Genomic DNA, 18,512 nt, shown 5'->3' with positions numbered 1-18,512 from the left:
CTCCCCGGTCGGTCAGATGACGGTCATCGCATGGGCTGCTCGATGGGCATTACTTGCACGGTCGTCAAGATTTCGCGAATGAGTGAGGTCACGTCAGAGCTGGACCGGCCGGCGACGATGCCGCTGACGGGCAATTCGAAATCGAAATAACTCACGGTCTCCGGGAGGGAGGCGCCGGCATCCAGCTCCTTCCATCGAAGTACATCGGGGTGACCTTGGAATCTTTCTCCACCCGAAATCGCACAGTGCCGCGACCGAAGCAGGTGCCCCGGGAACATGAAGTCCCCGTAGACCTTGGTACTCGCCGTCCTTTCGAACCACCGTTTCAGTGGATTGGTGTCGAGAGGTGACCAATCGAGGTTGCAGGCCAAACCGGCTGCGACCAGGTCGATGCCCGTGGCGAGCCGGAATGTCTCCTTGATATGTCCGCCGCCGGGGCGGGCGCCGACCTCCAGGAACACCATTCCCTCTGCGGCCTCGATCATTTCGAGATGAAATGGGCCATTGTCGATACCCACTGCCCGAAGATACTCGACCGCTGCCGTGCAACGCCCGCCGTCGTCGTCGACTTGAATCGATCCCTGCGGAACTCCCTGGGCGAACTCGAGGCACGTGCCCAGATATCTGCTGGCGACGATCGCCACCGGCGCACCGGCAAGCATCACGCCATCGAAGTGGAAGATCGGCCCCTCCACATATTCTTCGAGCTGGAAGCGCTTCGGATCCCAGTCCTCCACACCTGCAGGGTGGTCGAGAATCGCAGCGCCGGCGTCAGCGTAGGTGGCGAAAACGACAACATTCTTGCTGGCGGTTCCATCGAGTGGTTTGAGCACTGTCTTCCCATACCAGGGAGCGACATCGGCGGACGACGCGGTGAGCGCCTCGTCGCAGCGAACAAATCGGGGCACGCGAAGTCCGCATCCTGCGACTGCGGCTTTCATCGCCACCTTGTCGTTCACGATGTGGACCTGCTCCGGGGATACTCCTTCGACGCCGAGGCTACGCCGTATCTGCGCTGCGTCCATCATCTCGTATTGGGAAACGCTGATCACTCTGTCGAAGGCATCGTCGGGGGAGAACAGGGTGCGAACCTCCTCGGCCACACCGGCGTGACCCGGCCGTTCAACCCTCGTACAGGGAAGGTCGGGCGGCACGGTGGCAAGTTGCGCAGCTGTGCCGACGTACACGACATCGTGAATTCCATGATCTATGACCCGGTGGTATTCGATGAAGGAATAGGGAACGCGGTGGAGGATGAGCAGTTTCATTCGGAAGACTCCGCTGGATGGAATGCCGATGGGCGTAAAAGGCTTTCGCCTTCCAGTATTGTCGCGAGCCGGCCGACGTGAAGCCAGGGACCCTGGGGGGAGAGATCACCCACCTTGCGCGGTCGTCATCGAATCGCGGACCGGCCGTGGGTCAAGTCCCGATACTCGGTGGCGATCGCACCGACCACTGCGGACTTCGCATACCGGATCCCGTCGATGCCGGCCACCCCCATGATCTCGATCGCAGTGCCACACAGAAATGCGGCATCGAACGATCCGATCTCGTCGTACGCGATGTCGCGTTCCGTGACCGAGAGATTCAGTCGCGGACACAGCTCATCGATGATCACCCTTCGGGTAATCCCGTCGAGGGCCAATTCGGTAGTGGGTGTGAACAGTGCGTCCCCGTCGACGAAGAACACGTTGGAGCCGCTCGACTCGCAGACAGCGTCGGCTGTCGAGAGAAAGAGCACGTCATCGTAGCCGTCAGCCCTGTGGCGGTGGCTCAAGTAGCTCAACGCATAGGTAGACGACGTTTTCGCCTGATACGGGTGGCACGAGGCGGGTGCCCGCCGCCACGCTGTCGTCGAGAGCCGATAGTGCTCCGCGGCCGAATGCGAAGGAAAGGGAAGGGCGAACAGGACCACCTTGCTGGACGATCCCTGCGCCTTGAAGCTCACATCGGCGTCGTCGTAGAAGACGAGGCACTTGATGTACGCATCGGTGAGATCGTTGGCCCTCACCAACTCGCGGCACGCATCGGCCAAGTCCGCATCCGAATAGTGCACTGTGTGCCCGAACAACTCGGCGGACCGTCGCAACCTGGCTATGTGGTCGTCACATCTGAAGATGTTTCCGCCGTACGTGCGGATGCCGTCGAACACCGAAGTGGCATAGGACAACCCGTGGGTGGCAGGCGACAGACTCATGTCGTCGAATCGGACGCACCGGCCGTCTTCCCAGGCTATTTCGCTGATCATCTAGTCTCCCAGCCGCGCTCTGGCGTATTCGTGCATCGCCTGTGTACGCCGTGTGTTGACCGGAATCAGCCAGTTCTCCAGGTCGACGATGTGAATTGCGCCTACCCGGACCTTGGCGTCAATGGCGCCTCGGCCGAGGCAGACGTCCGAGAAACCCAGCCGATCCGCGAAATGATACATGTGATAGTAGTCGGCGATATACAGATTCAACCCACGCGGAATTCGGTCGTGGTCCAGTCCCCGAACGAGTTTCGTGAACACGCCACGGTGATCGTCGGCATAGCTCAGTGATCCGGCCAACGGAGTAGTCGAAGACTTGTCGTAGTCCACCTTGACGAAGTATTTGGCACCTTCGGACGAGCGTGCAAGCATACGCAGCACATCTCTCGTATAGAGGTTCTTGGCGTGTCCGTATTTGGCCACGTTCAATGCCTGCAGGCCGGCGAAATCGTCCAGGACTCGACTGTCTTCCGCCACGTCCGAGAGACGGTGTATCTCGGTGGTGCACGCCGCCTCGGCCTTTCTCGTGATCCTGACTATCGATTTGTATTGACTGGCTCCTACCGCTGTTCGCAGGGCGAGGTCCACACTTCGCGAAGACCGGAAGAATGCCGCCTTCATGAAAGGAACTGCAATGACGTCGGCGCGCGGGCGACTATCGTTTCTGCGAAGGGAAGGGACCAGCAACCAGTCGGCGGTTGATGCCAGGCTCGACAACTCCGCCAGTGTCGAATCGTCGGGCTCGTCGCACACGGGCATGTAGAAGTATCCGGGTGCGACGTACGCCCGCTCGCGATGCAGGGCGTCGTCGCTGCTCACGCTGTCTCGGAGTACCGCGTTCCAGTGGGCGATGTCCCTCAGCGGAAGTTGTGGCCGTGGAACGTTGTGGCTGTTACAGAACGCATCTCGTTGGGGCAGCCATTCCATGGTCTTCCTCCTTTCCGTTCCCGTTCCGATCGGCGGTCGTGTGCGACAGCCCGGAATTCTCGAGAAGACGTCGCTCCCCGTTGAAATGGAAGACTCGATTGGCAAGTCCGGTCAGCCCGGGATTGTGCGTGATGATGAAGAAGAGTGTGTCCGGCAAGGCAGAGATCACGGTCTGCAGTATCGAGAGCTCTGCTCCTGTACTCAACTCGGAAGTCGCTTCGTCGAGAATTGCGACCGCAGGGCGAGTGATCAGGAGGTCGAGGAGCGCCAGCCGCTGCAGTTCCGTCTTGCTCAGATTCAACTGACCGGTGGCGGGGACGGGCTCGTCGAATCCGGACGGTAATCGTCCGACGACGTCTGCCACGTCGAGATAGTCGACGGCGCGTGCCAATTCGAGCGGTAACGGGCTGTTGAAGTGTTCGATCAATCTGCCCGGCTTGAAGATCGGACTCGACGTCAGGAGGAGGACGTCGTCGGCGTGGGAAGTCGAGACGTATCCCGTCGTCCGGCCCAATGTCGAGACGACGCCTGTCGTGGGCTGCAGGCTGCCGACGACCAGCTTCGCAAATGTCGATTTGCCGACCCCGCTCGGGCCCATGACGACCACGACGTCTCGGCTGGCGAAGGACTCGGAAAGCTCCTCCAGCAGCACAGCCCCGGTGTGCGGCGCGACGTACGTCACCTCCGAAAACGACACGAGCGCTGCGTCGTCGAGGGCCGCATCGGTCCGGCACGGCGCAGGGCCGGTCGGAGGCGTGCGGAGACGATCCGCGCTGTCGAGAACCTGTCTGAGGTCCACCAGGCAACGGCCCACCCGGGCGAAGACCGCGATGAGGCTGTACGAGAGACTCAGCGCGAGAACACCGCCGAGGCCGGGTCCCCCGCCGGCCTGGACGAACACGGTCGAACCGACGACGACCGACAGGAAGAGCACACCCATCAAATCGAGCTTGTAATTGAACCAGCGGCGCGCGCCCGCATTGTCCATCGACGCGAAGGCACGATTCATCAGACTGTTGTTCAGCCAATTGACGAGGGTCGAGTTGTCGCGTGCCAAGTCGAATCTCGCCGAGCTCCAGGTAATGGCCTCGACCCGCTCCAACACGGTCGTCGTCGTGCCGATCTCTCTGTCGTTGAAGTCCTGCAGCCGCCTTCCCGATCGCTTCGAACTGTGCCAGTAGGCGAAGCACATCCCCGCAAGGGGCAGCAGGACGAAGATGTTCCTGCTCGCGACGAACGCGGCGGTCGTGAGCAGCAACGTCACCGCACCCAGCGTATTCAGAAGTACTTCCGGCAGAAGTTCGTCGATACGTCGTTGATCCCACGTCAGTTTGCTCTGATAGTCCTGATCGACGTCGTCGAAGTCCGACCTGGAGGGCTTGGGACTCATGACCGTCGAGAAATAATTCCGACACTTTCGGGATGCCGCCATGATGCTGCGTTCGACTATGAACAGGGAGGTGAACATCGACAGGAGCGCCCCGGCGGACAGTGCGGCGATGAGGATTGTCACTGCTGTCCGAGCATTCGTGGTCGTAATTCCGCTGGCAGCTGTGTAGTCACCGACAATCGTCAGAACGTCGCGGCACGCGAACAGGACGCATGCGACAATTACGACCTTCGCGACACCCAGGCTCATCAGACTGTGGCGTGACGAGGTCGAGAATTCCGGTCGGTCCACGTCCTGAGGACGACGAGCGACCGGCCGATCCTCGTGAGCGAGCCGCCTTGTGCAGTCGTGAACTGGATTCGCGGCACGTGGTGTGGGGTTTCGCATCACCTCCACGACCTCGCCCCCGGCCACTACCCATATCTCGTCTGCGGCATCTCTTTCATCGGGCTTGTCCGTTGCATAGATGACCGTGGTGTCGTGCCACGGCCCGCGCAGAAGCGAGGCCAGCAGCCCCCTGGCCAGGTCGTCGTCCAGCCCTGCCGTGGGCTGATCCAGGTACACGAACGCAGGCTCTGCCACTATTGCCCGTGCCAGTTCCAGCCGCTTCCCCTGCCCGCGGGACACGTCCCAGCATTCGGTCCGGTCGCGTGCCTTGCTCGAGAGGTAGTCGCCGTAGAAGGTGTCGGGAAGTCGGGACAGTGTCAAGGCTCGACGGGCCTCGTCGTCGGTGAATTCGCTTCGATAGAGACACAAGTTCTCGTAGAGCCCGCCAGGGAATATCCACGGTTCATCCGGTACGAAGAACGTTCGGTCGCTCACCTCGCTGCTGCGGCGTGCACCGATTTTCAGAACGGATGTCTTGCCACTGCCTGCGGCGCCGACTACGGCGATGTGCTTCGCCGTTGTTGCCGGTAGGCGTGTTGCCGTCGCATCGGTGTCCAGTGGGTGGGGACTGGACAAGTACTTCGCAACGTTGGCGTGCCCGACGATGCCCTGAGAAAGGCTCTGAACAATGAAGGGGATATTGTTGGCGACGGATTTCAGACCTCCGACCAGTGCCATTGTGGACAACAGGCCCGCCGGATCGACGTACCCGACGTGGACCAGCTGGGCAAATACCGCGGCAAGTATGGCCACGATCGGAGTGAGTGTCGAGATGAGATTGATCCGCGCGACGAGACGGGCCGCCTTCAGGAGCGCGCGCTCCTCGCCGTCCCGTTTGTCGCCATAGCGCAGAAACAGTTCGTCGTTCCAGTTCTTGAGCCACACGAGCAGGCGATTGTTCATCGAGAACAGGCCGACGTCGATGCGATCTGCCGCCGTCGCCGACAGTGCGGCATGTGCGGCATTCAGTTGTCTGGCGTTCCCGTAGATCACCACGGAACTGATGAGGATCACGATCAGAGCCGCCAGCGCACTCAGCCCCAGTGCCACGAAGAAGTACGCGGAGGTGAAGGTGACGGTTACGAGTGCCAGGATGATGAAAATGAGTCCTGACCAAGCATTTTCGACGCGCGCTGCCTCCCGGTCCAGCAGGGTGACCAGGTCGGCTGGTTGGCCGGAAGGGGTAATGCTGCGTTTCTTGCGTAGCAGTCGTTGTTCGACGTATGTCCGGGCGCCGATTCCTACCACGTCCGCTTGCATGAAAGTGTGGTTCAACGCAAGCCACGCCACGTACGTCAGCACGATGCAGGTGATGCCGAGCGTGAGGTTCGTCGTGAGCGCGGAATCGCCGGCGACGAGGCGCTGGATCAGCGACTTCAGCGTGATCGCGGCACCGAAGGCGCATCCTGCGTTGATCGCGATGGCCACGAGCCCGAGCACGATGTCACGACGGAGCCCGCCGAAGACGGATCGGCCGAGTCGCTCGCCTCCGAGCGCGTTCATGCTGTCCCGCTGCGCCGCGTCGCACCACCGCCGCCATCTGGCAAGGTGTGAGGCGTTGGGCACCGGGTCTCGCCGAGTTCGGGGTGTGGGAACCTCGAACCAGACGATTTTCCTGAGGACGCTCAGCATGTGGAGTACGTGGGGGCCACCGGGTCGGCCAGGGCGATCGACGCGATTCTGTCGCACAATTGCGTGATCATCTTCCATCCGTCGGCGAGTGCTTCACGGAGTTCTCGGATCTCGGCCGCCGTTGCTCCATCGAGCAGGTCGATGCCCATGCTCACGTGCTGGCCGTCGTCTTCTCCGTGTTCTTGGAAGTGCGGAATTGCCGGAAACGCTCGTGCCGCTTCTCGATGCCAGATTTCGCCACTACCTTCCAGCACCACATGCATCAGCAGAGTGCGCACCATGTCGCTCCGGTACAGCATCTGATGTCGGAACCACTCCATCGCCGAGACGAACGTTGCATCGGTGACGGGCGTGTGCGCTGTACCCCGTTGGGTGCGCAGGTTGTCGTTGTGGCCCAGTTCCTCGACCAGATGGTCGAGCGCTACCTGCTTGTGTGCCACATCGGAAGTCATCGCGACACGCAGGTGCAGCAGGTCCTGAAACACGTCCGACCAGGTCTGCTGGCAGTCGAGCAGCCGTTCCCGAACGTGTGGGTTGTCGAACGCAGGGTCGTCGATCAGCCGTAACAGGTCGCTGGTTCCGAATTGCTGCAGGTATTTCTCGTTGTCGGCCAGGAGCACAGCCGCCCGATTCGGTGCCTCGCCTGCAAATACCGCGTTGGGCTTGTCTGCGTCCTCGTAGAGCGCCTTGCCGTTGAACTGGATCGAGAGCGCCCAGAAGCCGTTCCGGGTTCCTTCGAAGCCGTGCCAGGTGTCGCCGGGGACGAGGATCATGTCGCCCGCATCGACCTCCTGCTCCGCACTGCCCATCGTTCGTCCGGAACCCTCGCAGATCAGGATCAGGCTGGGCTCCGGGTGCTTGTGCACCGCGAGCACCTCACCGCACTCCAACCTGACCCAGCTGATCGCCAGATTGCTGGAAGCAGGAATGAATTGCGCCAACTGAGGGTGCTGGCTGAATATCTTCACGACCCCCAGGTTGTGGATGTCCCCGCCGACAACGGCTTCGTTGATCGTCTCGAGTGCGCTTCTGGCGATTATGTGCATAGATTTCTTCCTTCTGTGGGATCGACCTACCTCGAGCTCTTTGTCGTCCCCAATCGTGGGCACACGCCTTCCCGTCGAACAGGTACCCCAGGGTTGAAAACGTCACCCCCCCAGTGGAAAGGGTGTAGAAAACTCTCCCCAGGGTGTCTATCCGCATCAGCCGAGCGCCGCCGAAGATAGCTGAACACCGCAGTAAGAATGAAAGGCGAGTTTCGCATTGATTTCCGAAACGATGCTCGAAGCCGAGCAGAAATTTGTCCGCTCCGGCGTGATCGGCGTCGGGGGCACATGCCTTCAGACTGCTGAAGCGACGGCCGATGAATTATCCGGCCGCACTATCGAGAATGCGCTACGACGATGGGAAGCGGGGCACGCGGAGTTTCCCCATGCCGCCGTCGCGGCCCATTACCAGACAGTCGGGCGTCACGGGGTCCGGCCCCATCTGGTCGCCATGCTGCGAAACTTCCACAGCGACAACCGTTCGCATCATGTTCTCGGCGCCTGGCTCCCGATGACGTTCGATGCACAGAACGGCGACTACCTGTCCTACGTCGGGCTCGACTATTTCGACCAGGTCGTCCGGTCCGACGACGCGCGGCGCGTGGACGCATTCGTGGCTGCCGCGGCCATGGACCTTGCGTTGCTGGAGGCGCGAGCCCTCGGCAGGTCGGCACACGCACCCCAGGTGGCTCGGGCGCGCGCAGCGGCACGGGTCGTGACACAACTCGACAGGCTCGCCCCCGATTTCTCGCTCGATCCTTCCGTCGCCGCGGCCGGCCTTGCGGCGCTGGCTCAGCCGGGCACCGACTACGGTTCGTTTGTCTCAGTCGCCGCGCCGGCGCTGAACGGCGTCCCCGAAGAGATCGGAAGTGCAGTCCGGCTGACGTTGTTGCCGACGACTCGCCTGCACGACGAGCAGATGTTCATCCGCTGCATCCAGATCTTCGAAGGTCTGTATCGTCAAGTTGCGACGGCGATTTCGAGGGCAATCCGTGATCTGTGCCGCGGTCGGGCAGCAGCGGCAAAGGATCGCCTCGACCGGGCATCGATTCGACTCGAAGCGGTGCCTGCGCTCTTCCGGGTTCTCACGACGATGCCGGTTGACGCCTTCGCGATCATTCGCGGCTTCACTCACGGGCGGAGCGCGGTGCAGTCGCGCGCGTTTCGTGAAGTCGAGTTCGCGTGCGCTCCACTCGATCCCCGTGACTTCGAGCACGTTGCGACAATCGATGTCGGGGACACCACGTTGCAGGACGCCTATCTCGCGATGCGCAAGACGCATCCGGACGCAGGCGTTGTCGAGGAGTCGATGCGGCGCCTGGACCGTGCGTGGGTTGCGATGAAGCGAGGCCACTGGGGCATCACCCTGAAAGTCATCGGGACGGTACCTGGTACCGGCGGGACGGCAGGCGCGTCGTATTTAAAACAAGCTGCGATGATGTCACTCTTCCCGCGGCTGTCCGAGGTGGCGTGACCATGAGCGACATCAACCACCGGGTCCGAAAACAAATCATGGGATACATCGTGTCCCAATCCATTTCAGCCGTCTGTGAACTGGGTGTGCCCGACCGGTTGGCGGACGATGCGTGCTCGCTCGGCGATCTCGCGGCGAGCGTGGGTGTCGACGCCGACGCGCTCGGTCGATTCCTGCGGGTCCTCGTCGCGGAAGGCTTGTTTGCGGAAGACGGAGGACGGTTCGCGTTGACGGAGGCCGGTGAGCTCCTGCGGGCAGACACTGCGGGCTCGCTTCGGCACTTGGTCGGTTTGATGTCGAACGAGGCCTACCTCGTGTGGGGGCACGCGGCCCATTCGATCCGCACGGGGAAGGAATCGTTTTCGGCAGCCTTCGGCAAGCCGTACTTCGAATGGTTGTCCGACAATCCGTCGGCGGCCGACGAGTTCGCACGGGGCCAGGCAGGGCTGGTCGAGTTGCGATTGTTGCCTTTGCTCGACCACGACTGGTCCGGCGTGGGAACGGTCGTCGACGTCGGAGGCGGGACCGGCGCACTGATCACCCGGTTGCTCGATCGGCACGCGCATCTACGCGGAATTCTGTTCGATCTGCCCCATGTGGTCGAGGAAGCGCCGTCGACGTTGTGTTCGGCCGGTATCGGCGAGCGAACGACGGTTGTGGGGGGAAGTTTCTTCGACGACGTCCCGGGGAACGGTGACGTGTACGTGCTGTCTCAGATTCTGCACGATTGGGACGACGTGTCCGCCGGCAAGATCCTCAGCAGTTGTCGGCACGCGATCCCGGCAAGTGGACGATTGATGATCGTCGAGCAGATCCTCCCGGAATCGGCGACAACCCACCCCATGGCTCTGCTGGATCTCCACATGCTGGTTCTCCTGGGAGGCCGCGAGCGCACGATCACCGAATGGCGCCGACTGTTGACCGACCACGGATTCATGCTGGATTCGGTGACGCAGGGTCCCCGATCATCCGTCATCGAGGCGGTTCCGGTGTGAGCCGGCTGCCCTCGCCCGCGAGGGCGAAGAGCCCGTCGTCGGTCTGCTCGACGAGTCCGTCGATCAGCAGGGAGTGGAGTGCGCGGTCGCGTTGCCCGGGGTCGTCGAGCCACACCTGGTCGAGTAGGACGCGTTCGACCGGCGCGGTGCTTTCGCGGAGCACGGCCATGAGCTTGCCGCGCACCTGACGGTCGGTGCCTGCGAATTTCTGGACCTTCCGGCGCTCCCCGGTGTGCGCGGGACGTCCGGCGTCGACCCAGGCGCAGTTCGGCAGCGGGCAGCGGGTGCATTCGGGGGAGCGGGCGGTGCAGACGGTGGCGCCGAGTTCCATCAGGGCCGCGGAGAACGTGGCGGCGCGGGCACGGGTCCGGGGGAGCAGCGCGGACACGTCGGCGAGGTCACGGGTGGTCGACGGGTTTCCGGGCTCGGCGCTTCCGTGCACCGCCCTGGCGACCACGCGCCTGACGTTCGTGTCGACGACGGGGACCCGCTGCCCGTAGGCGAAGCAGGCGACGGCCCGTGCGGTGTAGGCGCCGATGCCGGGCAGTCGGAGGAGGGTGTCGACGTCGCTCGGCACCACGTCGCCGTGGTCGGCGGCGAGCACACCGGCGCATTCGTGGAGTCTCAGCGCGCGACGCGGGTAGCCGAGCTTGCCCCACGCGCGCAGGACGTCGGCCTGACTCGACGCGGCCATGCGAGACGGGACCGGCCAGCGCTGCACCCATTCCTCCCAGATCGGGGCCACCCGGACGACGGGAGTCTGCTGCAGCATGATCTCGCTCATCAGGATGTGCCAGGCGGTGACGCCGTCGCGGCGCCACGGCAGATCCCGCGCCTGTACCTCGTACCAGCTGAGCAGCGCGGAGGAGTCAACGGCCACTTCGTCCTCACAAGTCCCTTCGTTCACGGGTGAAACAGAATTTCCGGGCTCGTCATAATCCCGTCGCGACGGTGCCACACGCCCGGTGCACAATGATCCCATGCCTAATTCGAACCCGGTGTCCGCGTGGAAAGCCCTTCGTCAGGGTAACGACAGATTCGTCAGCGGCACCTCGCTCCATCCCAGCCAGGGCGTCGCCGATCGGGCGAAGCTCGTCGGCGGCCAGCACCCCACGGCCGTCCTGTTCGGTTGCGGAGACTCCCGCGTCGCCGCCGAGATCATCTTCGATCAGGGTCTGGGCGACATGTTCGTCGTCCGCACCGCGGGTCACGTGATCGACGACGCCGTGCTCGGGTCCATCGAGTACGCGGTCGGCGTGCTGAACGTGCCGCTGATCGTCGTGCTCGGTCACGACAGCTGCGGTGCCGTGAAGGCGACGCTCGACGCCCTCGACGACGGCAACGTGCCGCCCGGCTTCATCCGCAGCATCGTGGAACGCGTCGCGCCGTCGATCCTCCAGGGACGTCGCGAGGGCCTGAGCAGCGTCGACGAACTCGAGGGTCGCCACGTGGTGGAGACCGGTGCACTGCTCATGCAGCGTTCGCGGATCATCGCGGAGAAGGTGGAGAGCGGCGCGTGCGCCATCGCGGGTGTCACGTACAAGCTGTCCGACGGCCGCACTCACCTGCAGGGCGCTGTCGGGGACATCGGTGAGCTCACGGACTGACCGCGACACGCCGCAGCCGCTGAGCCGTTGCCGCGCGACGCCGAACTACCGTTGACGTCGTGCTGGAACCGAATGGACCGTTGCCCCCCGAGATTTACTGGCGCCGCAGGGCGCTGGCGATCGGCGGTGCCATCGTGGTGTTGCTGCTCGTGGTGTGGTTGATCAACTCGCTGCGTGGTGGCGGTGACTCCGAGACGGATCCGGCGGCAGCGAGTTCGTCGTTGACGACGCCTGTGTCGATTTCCCCGACAGCCTCGGGTTCGTCCACGTCCAGCGGAGGTTCGGGCGGTTCCGGTGGTGGCGGCGGTGGCGCCGCTGCCGCCGGCGGCGAGGCGTCGTCGGGTACGTCCGGGTCGTCGGGGGCGTCGAGCAGCGGTGCCTCGAGCAGCGCCGCTCCCAGCGGTCAGCCGGTCGCTGCGGGACAGTGCCCGGACCAGTCGCTGGCCATCAAGGTGGCGGCAGACAAGCCGACGTACCTGCCCGGTGAGGAGCCGAGCTTCACGACGGTCGTCACCAACATCGGCACCACGCCGTGCGAACGCGATCTGGGCAGCAGCCTGCAGCAGGTGCTCGTCTACACGATCGACGGCGCGGTGCGCCTGTGGTCCAACATCGACTGCTTCCCGCAGTCCGCGGCCGATGTGCGCACTCTCGCCGCGGGCGAGCAGGCCCAGTTCACCGTGAAGTGGTCGGCCAAGACGTCCGCCCCGGACTGCCTGACGCAGCCGGAACCCCAGCGTGATCCGGTGGGGCCCGGCGCGTACACGGTGGTCGGGCAGCTCGGTCAGCTCCGCAGTGCGCCGGAGCCGTTCAACCTCAGCTGATTCTCGGTGCGGGGTCGACGCGTGAGCGTCGATCGAATTCCTTGTCGAGCTCGGTGAGGTCGGGGTCGGCGAGCAGCGCCGCGAGCAGGATGCGGGCCTGACCTGCTCTGAGGTCGGTGGAGAACAGCGCCCCCGCCGAGACGAGGTCGTGTCCGCCGCCCCCGCCGCCATAGGTGGCGGAGGCCGGGCCGTGCGGCACCCGGGTGGTGACCACGACCGGGATTCCGGCGGACGTGCAGTCCCGGACCGCCTCGACGATCGCGGGGTTCGCGTTCCCGGACCCGAGCCCGTCGATCACCAGCCCCCGGGCTCCGGCCGCGATGCACGCGTCGAACTGGACGCGGTCCGCGCCCGGATAGGCGGCCACGATGTCGACGCGGGTTCCGGAGATCGGATGCCACGACAGCGGATCGAGACGGTGCGGCAGCAGGTCGCCGGTGGGGTGGACGGATCGGAACGCGTCCAGGGACGTCGTGTCCGCCTTGCGCGTTCCGGACGCCCGGTGCAGGACACCTCCGAACGCGATGAGGACACCCGCTCCGCGCAGGGCCGGGTTCGTTCCCGCGACGATCGCGTCGGCCAGGTTGGCGCGGGCGTCGGATTCCGGATGGTCGAAGGTGCGCTGCGCACCCGTGAAGACCACCGGCCGCGGGTCGTCGTGGTGGAGGTCGACCAGGAAAGCGGTCTCCTCCATGGTGTCCGTTCCGTGTAGGACGACCACCGCGTCGAGATCGGGGTCGCTCAGCTCCGAGGTGACGGTGTCGCGGACCCGGTCCATGTCGGCGAACGTCATGCTCGAACTGTCCTTCGACATCACGTCGACGACACGGATTTCCCTTCCGGTCCGGGTGCTGCCCAGCAGATCGGAGCCTGCGACCGCGGGCCTGCTGACACCCTGCCCGTCCCGCGTGCTGGCGATGGTGCCTCCGGTGGTGACGACGGCGACTTTCGGCACTGTTGTCCTTCCTGCTAGGCGTTGGGGCGGTCGGATGCCAGGGTCCGGATGCGGTTCCTCGCGCCGTACCATCCGATCACCAGCAGCGGGGCGATGATCGCGATGGATCCGACGGTCCAGGTTCCGACCGGGTGATCGAACGCCATCAGTATGACGACGCATCCGAGGAACACCAGAGTGAGGAGACCGGTGTAGGGGGCGCCGAACATCCGGAAGCCGGGACGGGTGAGGGTGCCGTCCTTCGCGAGTTTCCACAGTTTCAGCTGGCACAGAACGATGACGGCCCAGGCGCTGATGATCCCGAGTGCGGCGAGGTTCAGAACGATCTCGAATGCCTGCGTGGGAACGACGGCGTTGAGTCCGACGCCGAGCAGGATGACGAATCCGGTGAGGGCGATGCCGCCGTACGGTACTCCGGCCTTGTTCATCCGGGCGGCGAACGACGGCGCCGACCCGGCCATGGCCATCGAATGCAGTATTCGTCCGGTGGAGTACAGACCGGCGTTGAGAGACGACAACGCGGCCGTGAGCACCACGAGGTTCATGATCGCGTCGGCGCCCTGCACGTTGATGGAACCGAAGAACGTGACGAACGGGCTTTCGCCTGCGTGGTACTCGGTGTAGGGGAGCAGCAGCGACAGCAGCAGCACGGATCCGACGTAGAAGACGAGGATCCGGATGATGACCGTGTTGATCGCCTTGGGAATGACCTTCTGCGGGTTCTTCGTCTCGCCGGCGGTGGTGCCGACGAGTTCGATCGAGGCGTACGCGAACACGACGCCCTGGATCACCACGACCGCGGGCAGCAGGCCGTTGGGGAAGAGTCCGCCGTTGTCGGTGATCATGCTGAATCCCGAGGTGTGGCCTTCGATCGGCGTCCCGAACAGCACGAAATAGATGCCGAAGCAAAGGAACGCGGCCAAGGCGACGACCTTGATGAGCGCGAACCAGAATTCCAGTTCGCCGAACACCTTGACGGACACGAGGTTCAGCCCGAGGACGAGCACGACGGCGGCCAGGGCGAAGACCCATTGGTCGACGTTCCCGAGCGGTGCCCAGTACTTCTTGAAGAAGTTCATGTACAGAGCGACGGCGGTGACGTCGACGACGGCCGTCATCGCCCAGTTCATCCAGTACAACCAGCCCGCGGCGAAGGCCATCTTCTCGCCGAAGAATTCGCGGGAGTACGACACGAACGACCCGGAGGTGGGCCGGTGCATGACGAGTTCGCCGAGGGCCCGCAGGATCAGGAAGGCGAAGAACCCGCAGAGGGCGTAGACGAGGACGAGTGCGGGCCCGGCCTGCTGGAGGCGTCCGCCTGCGCCCATGAACAGGCCGGTGCCGATCGCACCGCCGATCGCGATCATCTGGATCTGTCTCGGGCCGAGCGCTTTCCGGTAGCCGAGATCTTCCTCGACGAAGATGTCTCCCGAGGTGTCGTCCTTCTCGATCGTCACGAGACCACCTCCGCGGTCGCGGCGACGGGCATCTGGCGTGGCGAACCGGACGCTCTCAGGTTGGCGAGATGCTCGGGGCTCAGGAGCCGGTCGAGTTCGTCCCGGTCGAGCAGGCCCGCCTCGATCACGAGGTCCGCGACCCTGCGGCCGGAGATCAGGGCCTCCTGCGCGATCCGGGTCGAGGCGGTGTACCCGATGTACGGGTTGAGTGCGGTGACGAGCCCGATCGAGTCCTCGACCCGGGCCCGCAGCAGATCGGCGTTGGCCGTGATGCCGAGCACGCAGCGGTCGGCCAGGATCCGGCAGGCGGCGCCGAGGTGGCGCATCCCCTCGGACAGGGAGTGCACGATGATCGGTTCGAACGCGTTGAGTTGCAGTTGGCCGGATTCGGCGGCCATCGTGATGGTGACGTCGTTGCCGATGACCTCGTAGGCCACCTGATTGAGGACTTCGGGGATCACCGGATTGACCTTGCCGGGCATGATCGATGAACCGGCCTGTACCGGGGGGAGATTGATCTCGTTCAGGCCCGCGCGCGGTCCCGACGACAGCAGGCGGAGGTCGTTGCACACCTTGGACAGCTTGACGGCGATCCGCTTGAGCACGCCGGAGAGGTGGACGAACTGACCGACGTCCTGGGTGGCCTCGACCAGGTCCGTTGCGAGCACGAGGGGGAGTCCGGTGAGTTCCCGCAGTGTGTCGCAGGCGGCCTCGGCATAGCCGGCGGGCGCGTTCAGGCCCGTGCCGATGGCGGTGGCGCCGAGGTTGATCTCGTGGACGAGGAGAGCGGCCTCGCCGAGGCGGGCGCGGTCCTCGTCGATCATCACCGAGTAGGTGGCGAATTCCTGGCCGAGCGTCATCGGCACCGCGTCCTGGAGTTGGGTACGCCCCATCTTCACGGTGTCGGCGAACTCCACGGCCTTGGTCGCGAAGGCCTCCTGCAGGACCCGCAGTGCGTCGAGGAGGTCGTCGATCGCAAAGATCGTCGCGATGTTGACCGCGGTGGGGTAGACGTCGTTGGTCGACTGGCTGAGGTTCACGTGCTCGTTGGGGTGGAGTTCCGCGTAGTCCCCGCGTCCGTGGCCGAGGATCTCGAGCGCCCGGTTGGCGATCACCTCGTTGGCGTTCATGTTGGTCGACGTGCCGGCGCCGCCCTGGATGACGTCGACGACGAACTGCTCGTGCCAGCGGCCGTCGACGATCTCCCGGCATGCCTGCCCGATCGCGTCGGCGCGGCGGCGATCGAGGATCCCGAGTTTCTCGTTGGCGCTCGCCGCGGCCCATTTGACGTATGCGAGTCCACGGATCAGACAGGGGTTGGTGGAGATGGTGCGACCGGTGATCGGGAAATTCTCGACGGCCCGCAGCGTGTGGATTCCCCAGTAGGAATCCGCAGGCACTTGGCGGTCGCCGAGCAGATCGTGTTCTGTTCGCGTTTCGAGCACTTGATCAATTCCTCACGGGGATTCGCGCGAGCGTTGCTCTGCACGGATGCGGTGGACGGAGTCTGCTGCTCGAAGAGGGTAGATTCTCGGTCGAGCCACCCGGCTATCCACCTGCCAGGCTGTCAGACAGGTGCAATTGTTACCTCGCTCACTCGCAGCCGTCAACCCGGGGCCCGCGCCGTGTTGACGTCGTCGCGGGGAAGTGAGCAGAATATCCCCATGAACCTGTCAGACAGCTGGGCAGCCAGGCGTCCTGTCACGGCGCGGGTCAGTGCCGCCGAGGCGGTCCTCGCGGATCTTCGTGACGCGATCACCTCGGGTGAGCTGTCGGTCGGTGAGCGACTTCCGTCCGAAGCGTCCCTCGCGGCGCGGCACGGAGTCAGCAGATCGGTGATCCGGGAGGCCCTGCGTTCCTGCCACGCGCTCGGACTCACGGAGACGAAATCGGGCCTCGGGACATTCGTCGTCAGCGATTCGATCGCCCGCGACCTCGACTTCGGAAACTACGCGGCCAACGAACTCGTCGAGGCGCGCCCCCACGTCGAGATTCCCGCCGCCGGATGGGCGGCGCAGCGGCACACCGCCGAAGATCTCGCCGCCCTGCGTGGCCTGGTGGACCAGATGCGGGACGAGGACGACCCGCTCGTGTGGGTCTCGCTGGATGCGCAGTTCCACGCGTACATCGCCCGGACGAGCCGGAACCGCGTATTCGAATCCGTGATCGTCGACATCCGCGAAGCCCTCACCCGCCAGTCCGAAACGCTGAATCTGGTTGCGGGACGGCAGCAGAAGTCGAACGACGAGCACGACCGGATCGTGGACGGCATCGCATCCGGAAACTACGACAAGGCGGCCCGCGCCATGGCCGAGCACCTGGACGCGGTGCGGGTCGCACTGGAATCCGTGGTCGGAGAAGGCAGCCCGGACCGCCGACGGTGAGCTGCGACCGCCGACGGTCAGTCGTACGGGCCGGAGATCGACGTCTCGGCGAGCCGGGACAGGCCCTCGCGGATGTGGCGCGCCCACAGCCCGCCGATCCCCTCCACCGACTGCAGGTCGGCGGCCGTCGCGGCCAGCAGCGACTGTAGCGTGCCGAACGAGCCGACCAGCCGGTGAATCTGGTTGAACTGCAACCGGGGAACGCGAGTCAGGACGCGGTAGCCGCGGGGGCTCATCGGCGCCTCGAGCGCCTCGATGGTGCCCGGGTAGCCGAACGCCCGCGCCAGCGTCGTGAGGTCGAGAAGATCTGCGTCCGTGATCCTGTCGAGCGCGGTGAGCGACTTCTCGACGTCCTCCGCGGGCGCCGGGCCCGAACCGGCCAGATAGTCGCGCACGATGAGTTCCCTCGCCACGTCGTTGTCGCCGACGAGTTCCTCGAGTTGCAGTGCGAGCTGCCGCCCGTCCGTCCCGAGTTCGAGCACGTCCTGCTCGATCTCCACGGACACGCGCCGCACCATCTCCAGGCGCTGCACCACGGTCAGGGCGTCGCGGAGCGTGACGAAATCCTCGATCTCCACCACCGACAGCTGGCGGGTCACCTCGTCGAGCCGCGCCTTGTACCGCTCGAGGGTGGCCACCGCCTGATTGGCGCGCGACAGGATCGTCGCGGACCCGTCGATGACGTGCCGGATGCCGCCGACGTACACGCTGACGATGCTCATCGACTGGCTGACCGACACCACCGGGTACCCGGTCTGCATCGCCGTCCGCTCGGCGGCGCGGTGACGGGTGCCGGACTCGACGGTCGGGATCTTGTGGTCGGGCACCAACTGGACGTTGGCGCGGACGATGCGGGACCCGTCGGTGGACAGCACCACGGCGCCGTCCATCTTCGACAGCTCACGCAGGCGGGTCGGGGCGAACTCCACGTCCAGTTCGAAGCCGCCGTCGCAGATCTCTTCCATCTGCTCGTCGTAGCCGAGGACGATCAACGCACCCGTTCGGCCGCGCAGAATGCGTTCCAGACCGTCGCGAAGTGCAGTTCCGGGAGCCAGCCGGGCAATCGTTTCGCGCAGTGCAGACGACGACTCGGCATCGTTCATCGCGCAATACTCCCGCTGAGGTAGACGTCACTTGTCGGGGACCGCCGCGCGAACACGTCCGGACCCGCGTTTAGATTACCTAT

At 64.5% G+C, this 18,512-nt stretch carries 15 protein-coding genes; 5 read left to right on the top strand and 10 right to left on the bottom strand.

What is annotated here, in order from left to right; all coding sequences use genetic code 11:
- Positions 1 to 23: 23 nt before the first annotated feature.
- The 5 genes from ACFTZB_RS11565 to ACFTZB_RS11545 form a co-directional block, all read right to left on the bottom strand.
- A complete protein-coding gene (locus ACFTZB_RS11565) occupies positions 24 to 1,268 on the bottom strand; it encodes an acetyl-CoA carboxylase biotin carboxylase subunit family protein (RefSeq protein ID WP_378431699.1) in 1,245 nt (414 codons plus the stop codon).
- A 125-nt stretch (positions 1,269 to 1,393) separates the two neighbouring features.
- Positions 1,394 to 2,248, bottom strand: a complete 855-nt coding sequence (locus ACFTZB_RS11560) for an aminotransferase class IV (RefSeq protein WP_378431697.1) — start codon at positions 2,246 to 2,248, stop codon at positions 1,394 to 1,396.
- On the bottom strand, positions 2,249 to 3,175 hold the full coding sequence (locus tag ACFTZB_RS11555) for a hypothetical protein (RefSeq protein WP_378431696.1): 927 nt from the start codon (positions 3,173 to 3,175) through the stop codon (positions 2,249 to 2,251).
- Positions 3,141 to 6,584, bottom strand: a complete 3,444-nt coding sequence (locus ACFTZB_RS11550) for an ATP-binding cassette domain-containing protein (protein ID WP_378431694.1) — start codon at positions 6,582 to 6,584, stop codon at positions 3,141 to 3,143. The genes ACFTZB_RS11555 and ACFTZB_RS11550 overlap by 35 nt, the downstream gene beginning before the upstream one ends.
- Complete coding sequence (locus ACFTZB_RS11545; protein ID WP_378431693.1) at positions 6,578 to 7,693, bottom strand: cupin domain-containing protein; 1,116 nt, start codon at positions 7,691 to 7,693, stop codon at positions 6,578 to 6,580. The genes ACFTZB_RS11550 and ACFTZB_RS11545 overlap by 7 nt, the downstream gene beginning before the upstream one ends.
- 154 nt (positions 7,694 to 7,847) lie before the next feature.
- Here ACFTZB_RS11545 and ACFTZB_RS11540 point away from each other — a divergent pair, with 154 nt between their 5' ends.
- Entirely contained in the window at positions 7,848 to 9,104 is a 1,257-nt protein-coding gene (locus ACFTZB_RS11540; protein ID WP_378431692.1) for a hypothetical protein, read from the top strand.
- A 2-nt stretch (positions 9,105 to 9,106) separates the two neighbouring features.
- The gene (locus ACFTZB_RS11535; RefSeq protein WP_378431691.1) at positions 9,107 to 10,099 is read left to right on the top strand and encodes a methyltransferase; all 993 of its coding nucleotides are present in this window, start codon (positions 9,107 to 9,109) and stop codon (positions 10,097 to 10,099) included.
- Here ACFTZB_RS11535 and ACFTZB_RS11530 read toward each other — a convergent pair.
- Complete coding sequence (locus ACFTZB_RS11530) at positions 10,077 to 10,979, bottom strand: A/G-specific adenine glycosylase (RefSeq protein ID WP_378431690.1); 903 nt, start codon at positions 10,977 to 10,979, stop codon at positions 10,077 to 10,079. The genes ACFTZB_RS11535 and ACFTZB_RS11530 overlap by 23 nt on opposite strands.
- Before the next feature lie 100 nt (positions 10,980 to 11,079).
- On the opposite strand from ACFTZB_RS11530, the gene ACFTZB_RS11525 reads away from it, so the two are divergent.
- Positions 11,080 to 11,706 carry a carbonic anhydrase gene (locus tag ACFTZB_RS11525; RefSeq protein WP_276139070.1) on the top strand — a complete coding sequence of 209 codons (627 nt, stop codon included), beginning with the start codon at positions 11,080 to 11,082 and terminating at the stop codon, positions 11,704 to 11,706.
- A gap of 59 nt (positions 11,707 to 11,765) precedes the next feature.
- Positions 11,766 to 12,530, top strand: coding sequence for a hypothetical protein (locus ACFTZB_RS11520; RefSeq protein ID WP_378431689.1), 765 nt, complete (start codon positions 11,766 to 11,768; stop codon positions 12,528 to 12,530).
- On the opposite strand, the gene ACFTZB_RS11515 is transcribed toward ACFTZB_RS11520, so the two are convergent.
- The 3 genes from ACFTZB_RS11515 to ACFTZB_RS11505 are packed head-to-tail and all read right to left on the bottom strand — an operon-like array spanning position 12,523 to position 16,387.
- The gene (locus ACFTZB_RS11515) at positions 12,523 to 13,485 is read right to left on the bottom strand and encodes an asparaginase (RefSeq protein WP_378431688.1); all 963 of its coding nucleotides are present in this window, start codon (positions 13,483 to 13,485) and stop codon (positions 12,523 to 12,525) included. The two genes, ACFTZB_RS11520 and ACFTZB_RS11515, sit on opposite strands and share 8 nt — an antisense overlap.
- Before the next feature lie 14 nt (positions 13,486 to 13,499).
- Positions 13,500 to 14,942: an amino acid permease gene (locus ACFTZB_RS11510; RefSeq protein WP_378431687.1), complete on the bottom strand. Its 1,443-nt coding sequence runs from the start codon at positions 14,940 to 14,942 to the stop codon at positions 13,500 to 13,502.
- The gene (locus tag ACFTZB_RS11505) at positions 14,939 to 16,387 is read right to left on the bottom strand and encodes an aspartate ammonia-lyase (RefSeq protein WP_378431686.1); all 1,449 of its coding nucleotides are present in this window, start codon (positions 16,385 to 16,387) and stop codon (positions 14,939 to 14,941) included. Before ACFTZB_RS11505 ends, ACFTZB_RS11510 begins: the two co-directional genes overlap by 4 nt.
- 219 nt (positions 16,388 to 16,606) lie before the next feature.
- Here ACFTZB_RS11505 and ACFTZB_RS11500 point away from each other — a divergent pair, with 219 nt between their 5' ends.
- The gene (locus tag ACFTZB_RS11500; RefSeq protein WP_378431685.1) at positions 16,607 to 17,326 is read left to right on the top strand and encodes a FadR/GntR family transcriptional regulator; all 720 of its coding nucleotides are present in this window, start codon (positions 16,607 to 16,609) and stop codon (positions 17,324 to 17,326) included.
- A gap of 17 nt (positions 17,327 to 17,343) precedes the next feature.
- Here the strand turns inward: ACFTZB_RS11500 and disA are convergent, their stop codons facing one another.
- A complete protein-coding gene (gene disA / locus ACFTZB_RS11495) occupies positions 17,344 to 18,429 on the bottom strand; it encodes a DNA integrity scanning diadenylate cyclase DisA (protein ID WP_012691546.1) in 1,086 nt (361 codons plus the stop codon).
- Between the last annotated feature and the right edge of the window lie 83 nt (positions 18,430 to 18,512).

Origin of the sequence: Rhodococcus sp. NPDC057014 (genome assembly GCF_042673295.1) — a bacterium.
Classification (GTDB): domain Bacteria; phylum Actinomycetota; class Actinomycetes; order Mycobacteriales; family Mycobacteriaceae; genus Rhodococcus_F.
This window is presented reverse-complemented; position numbering and strand designations above follow the sequence as displayed.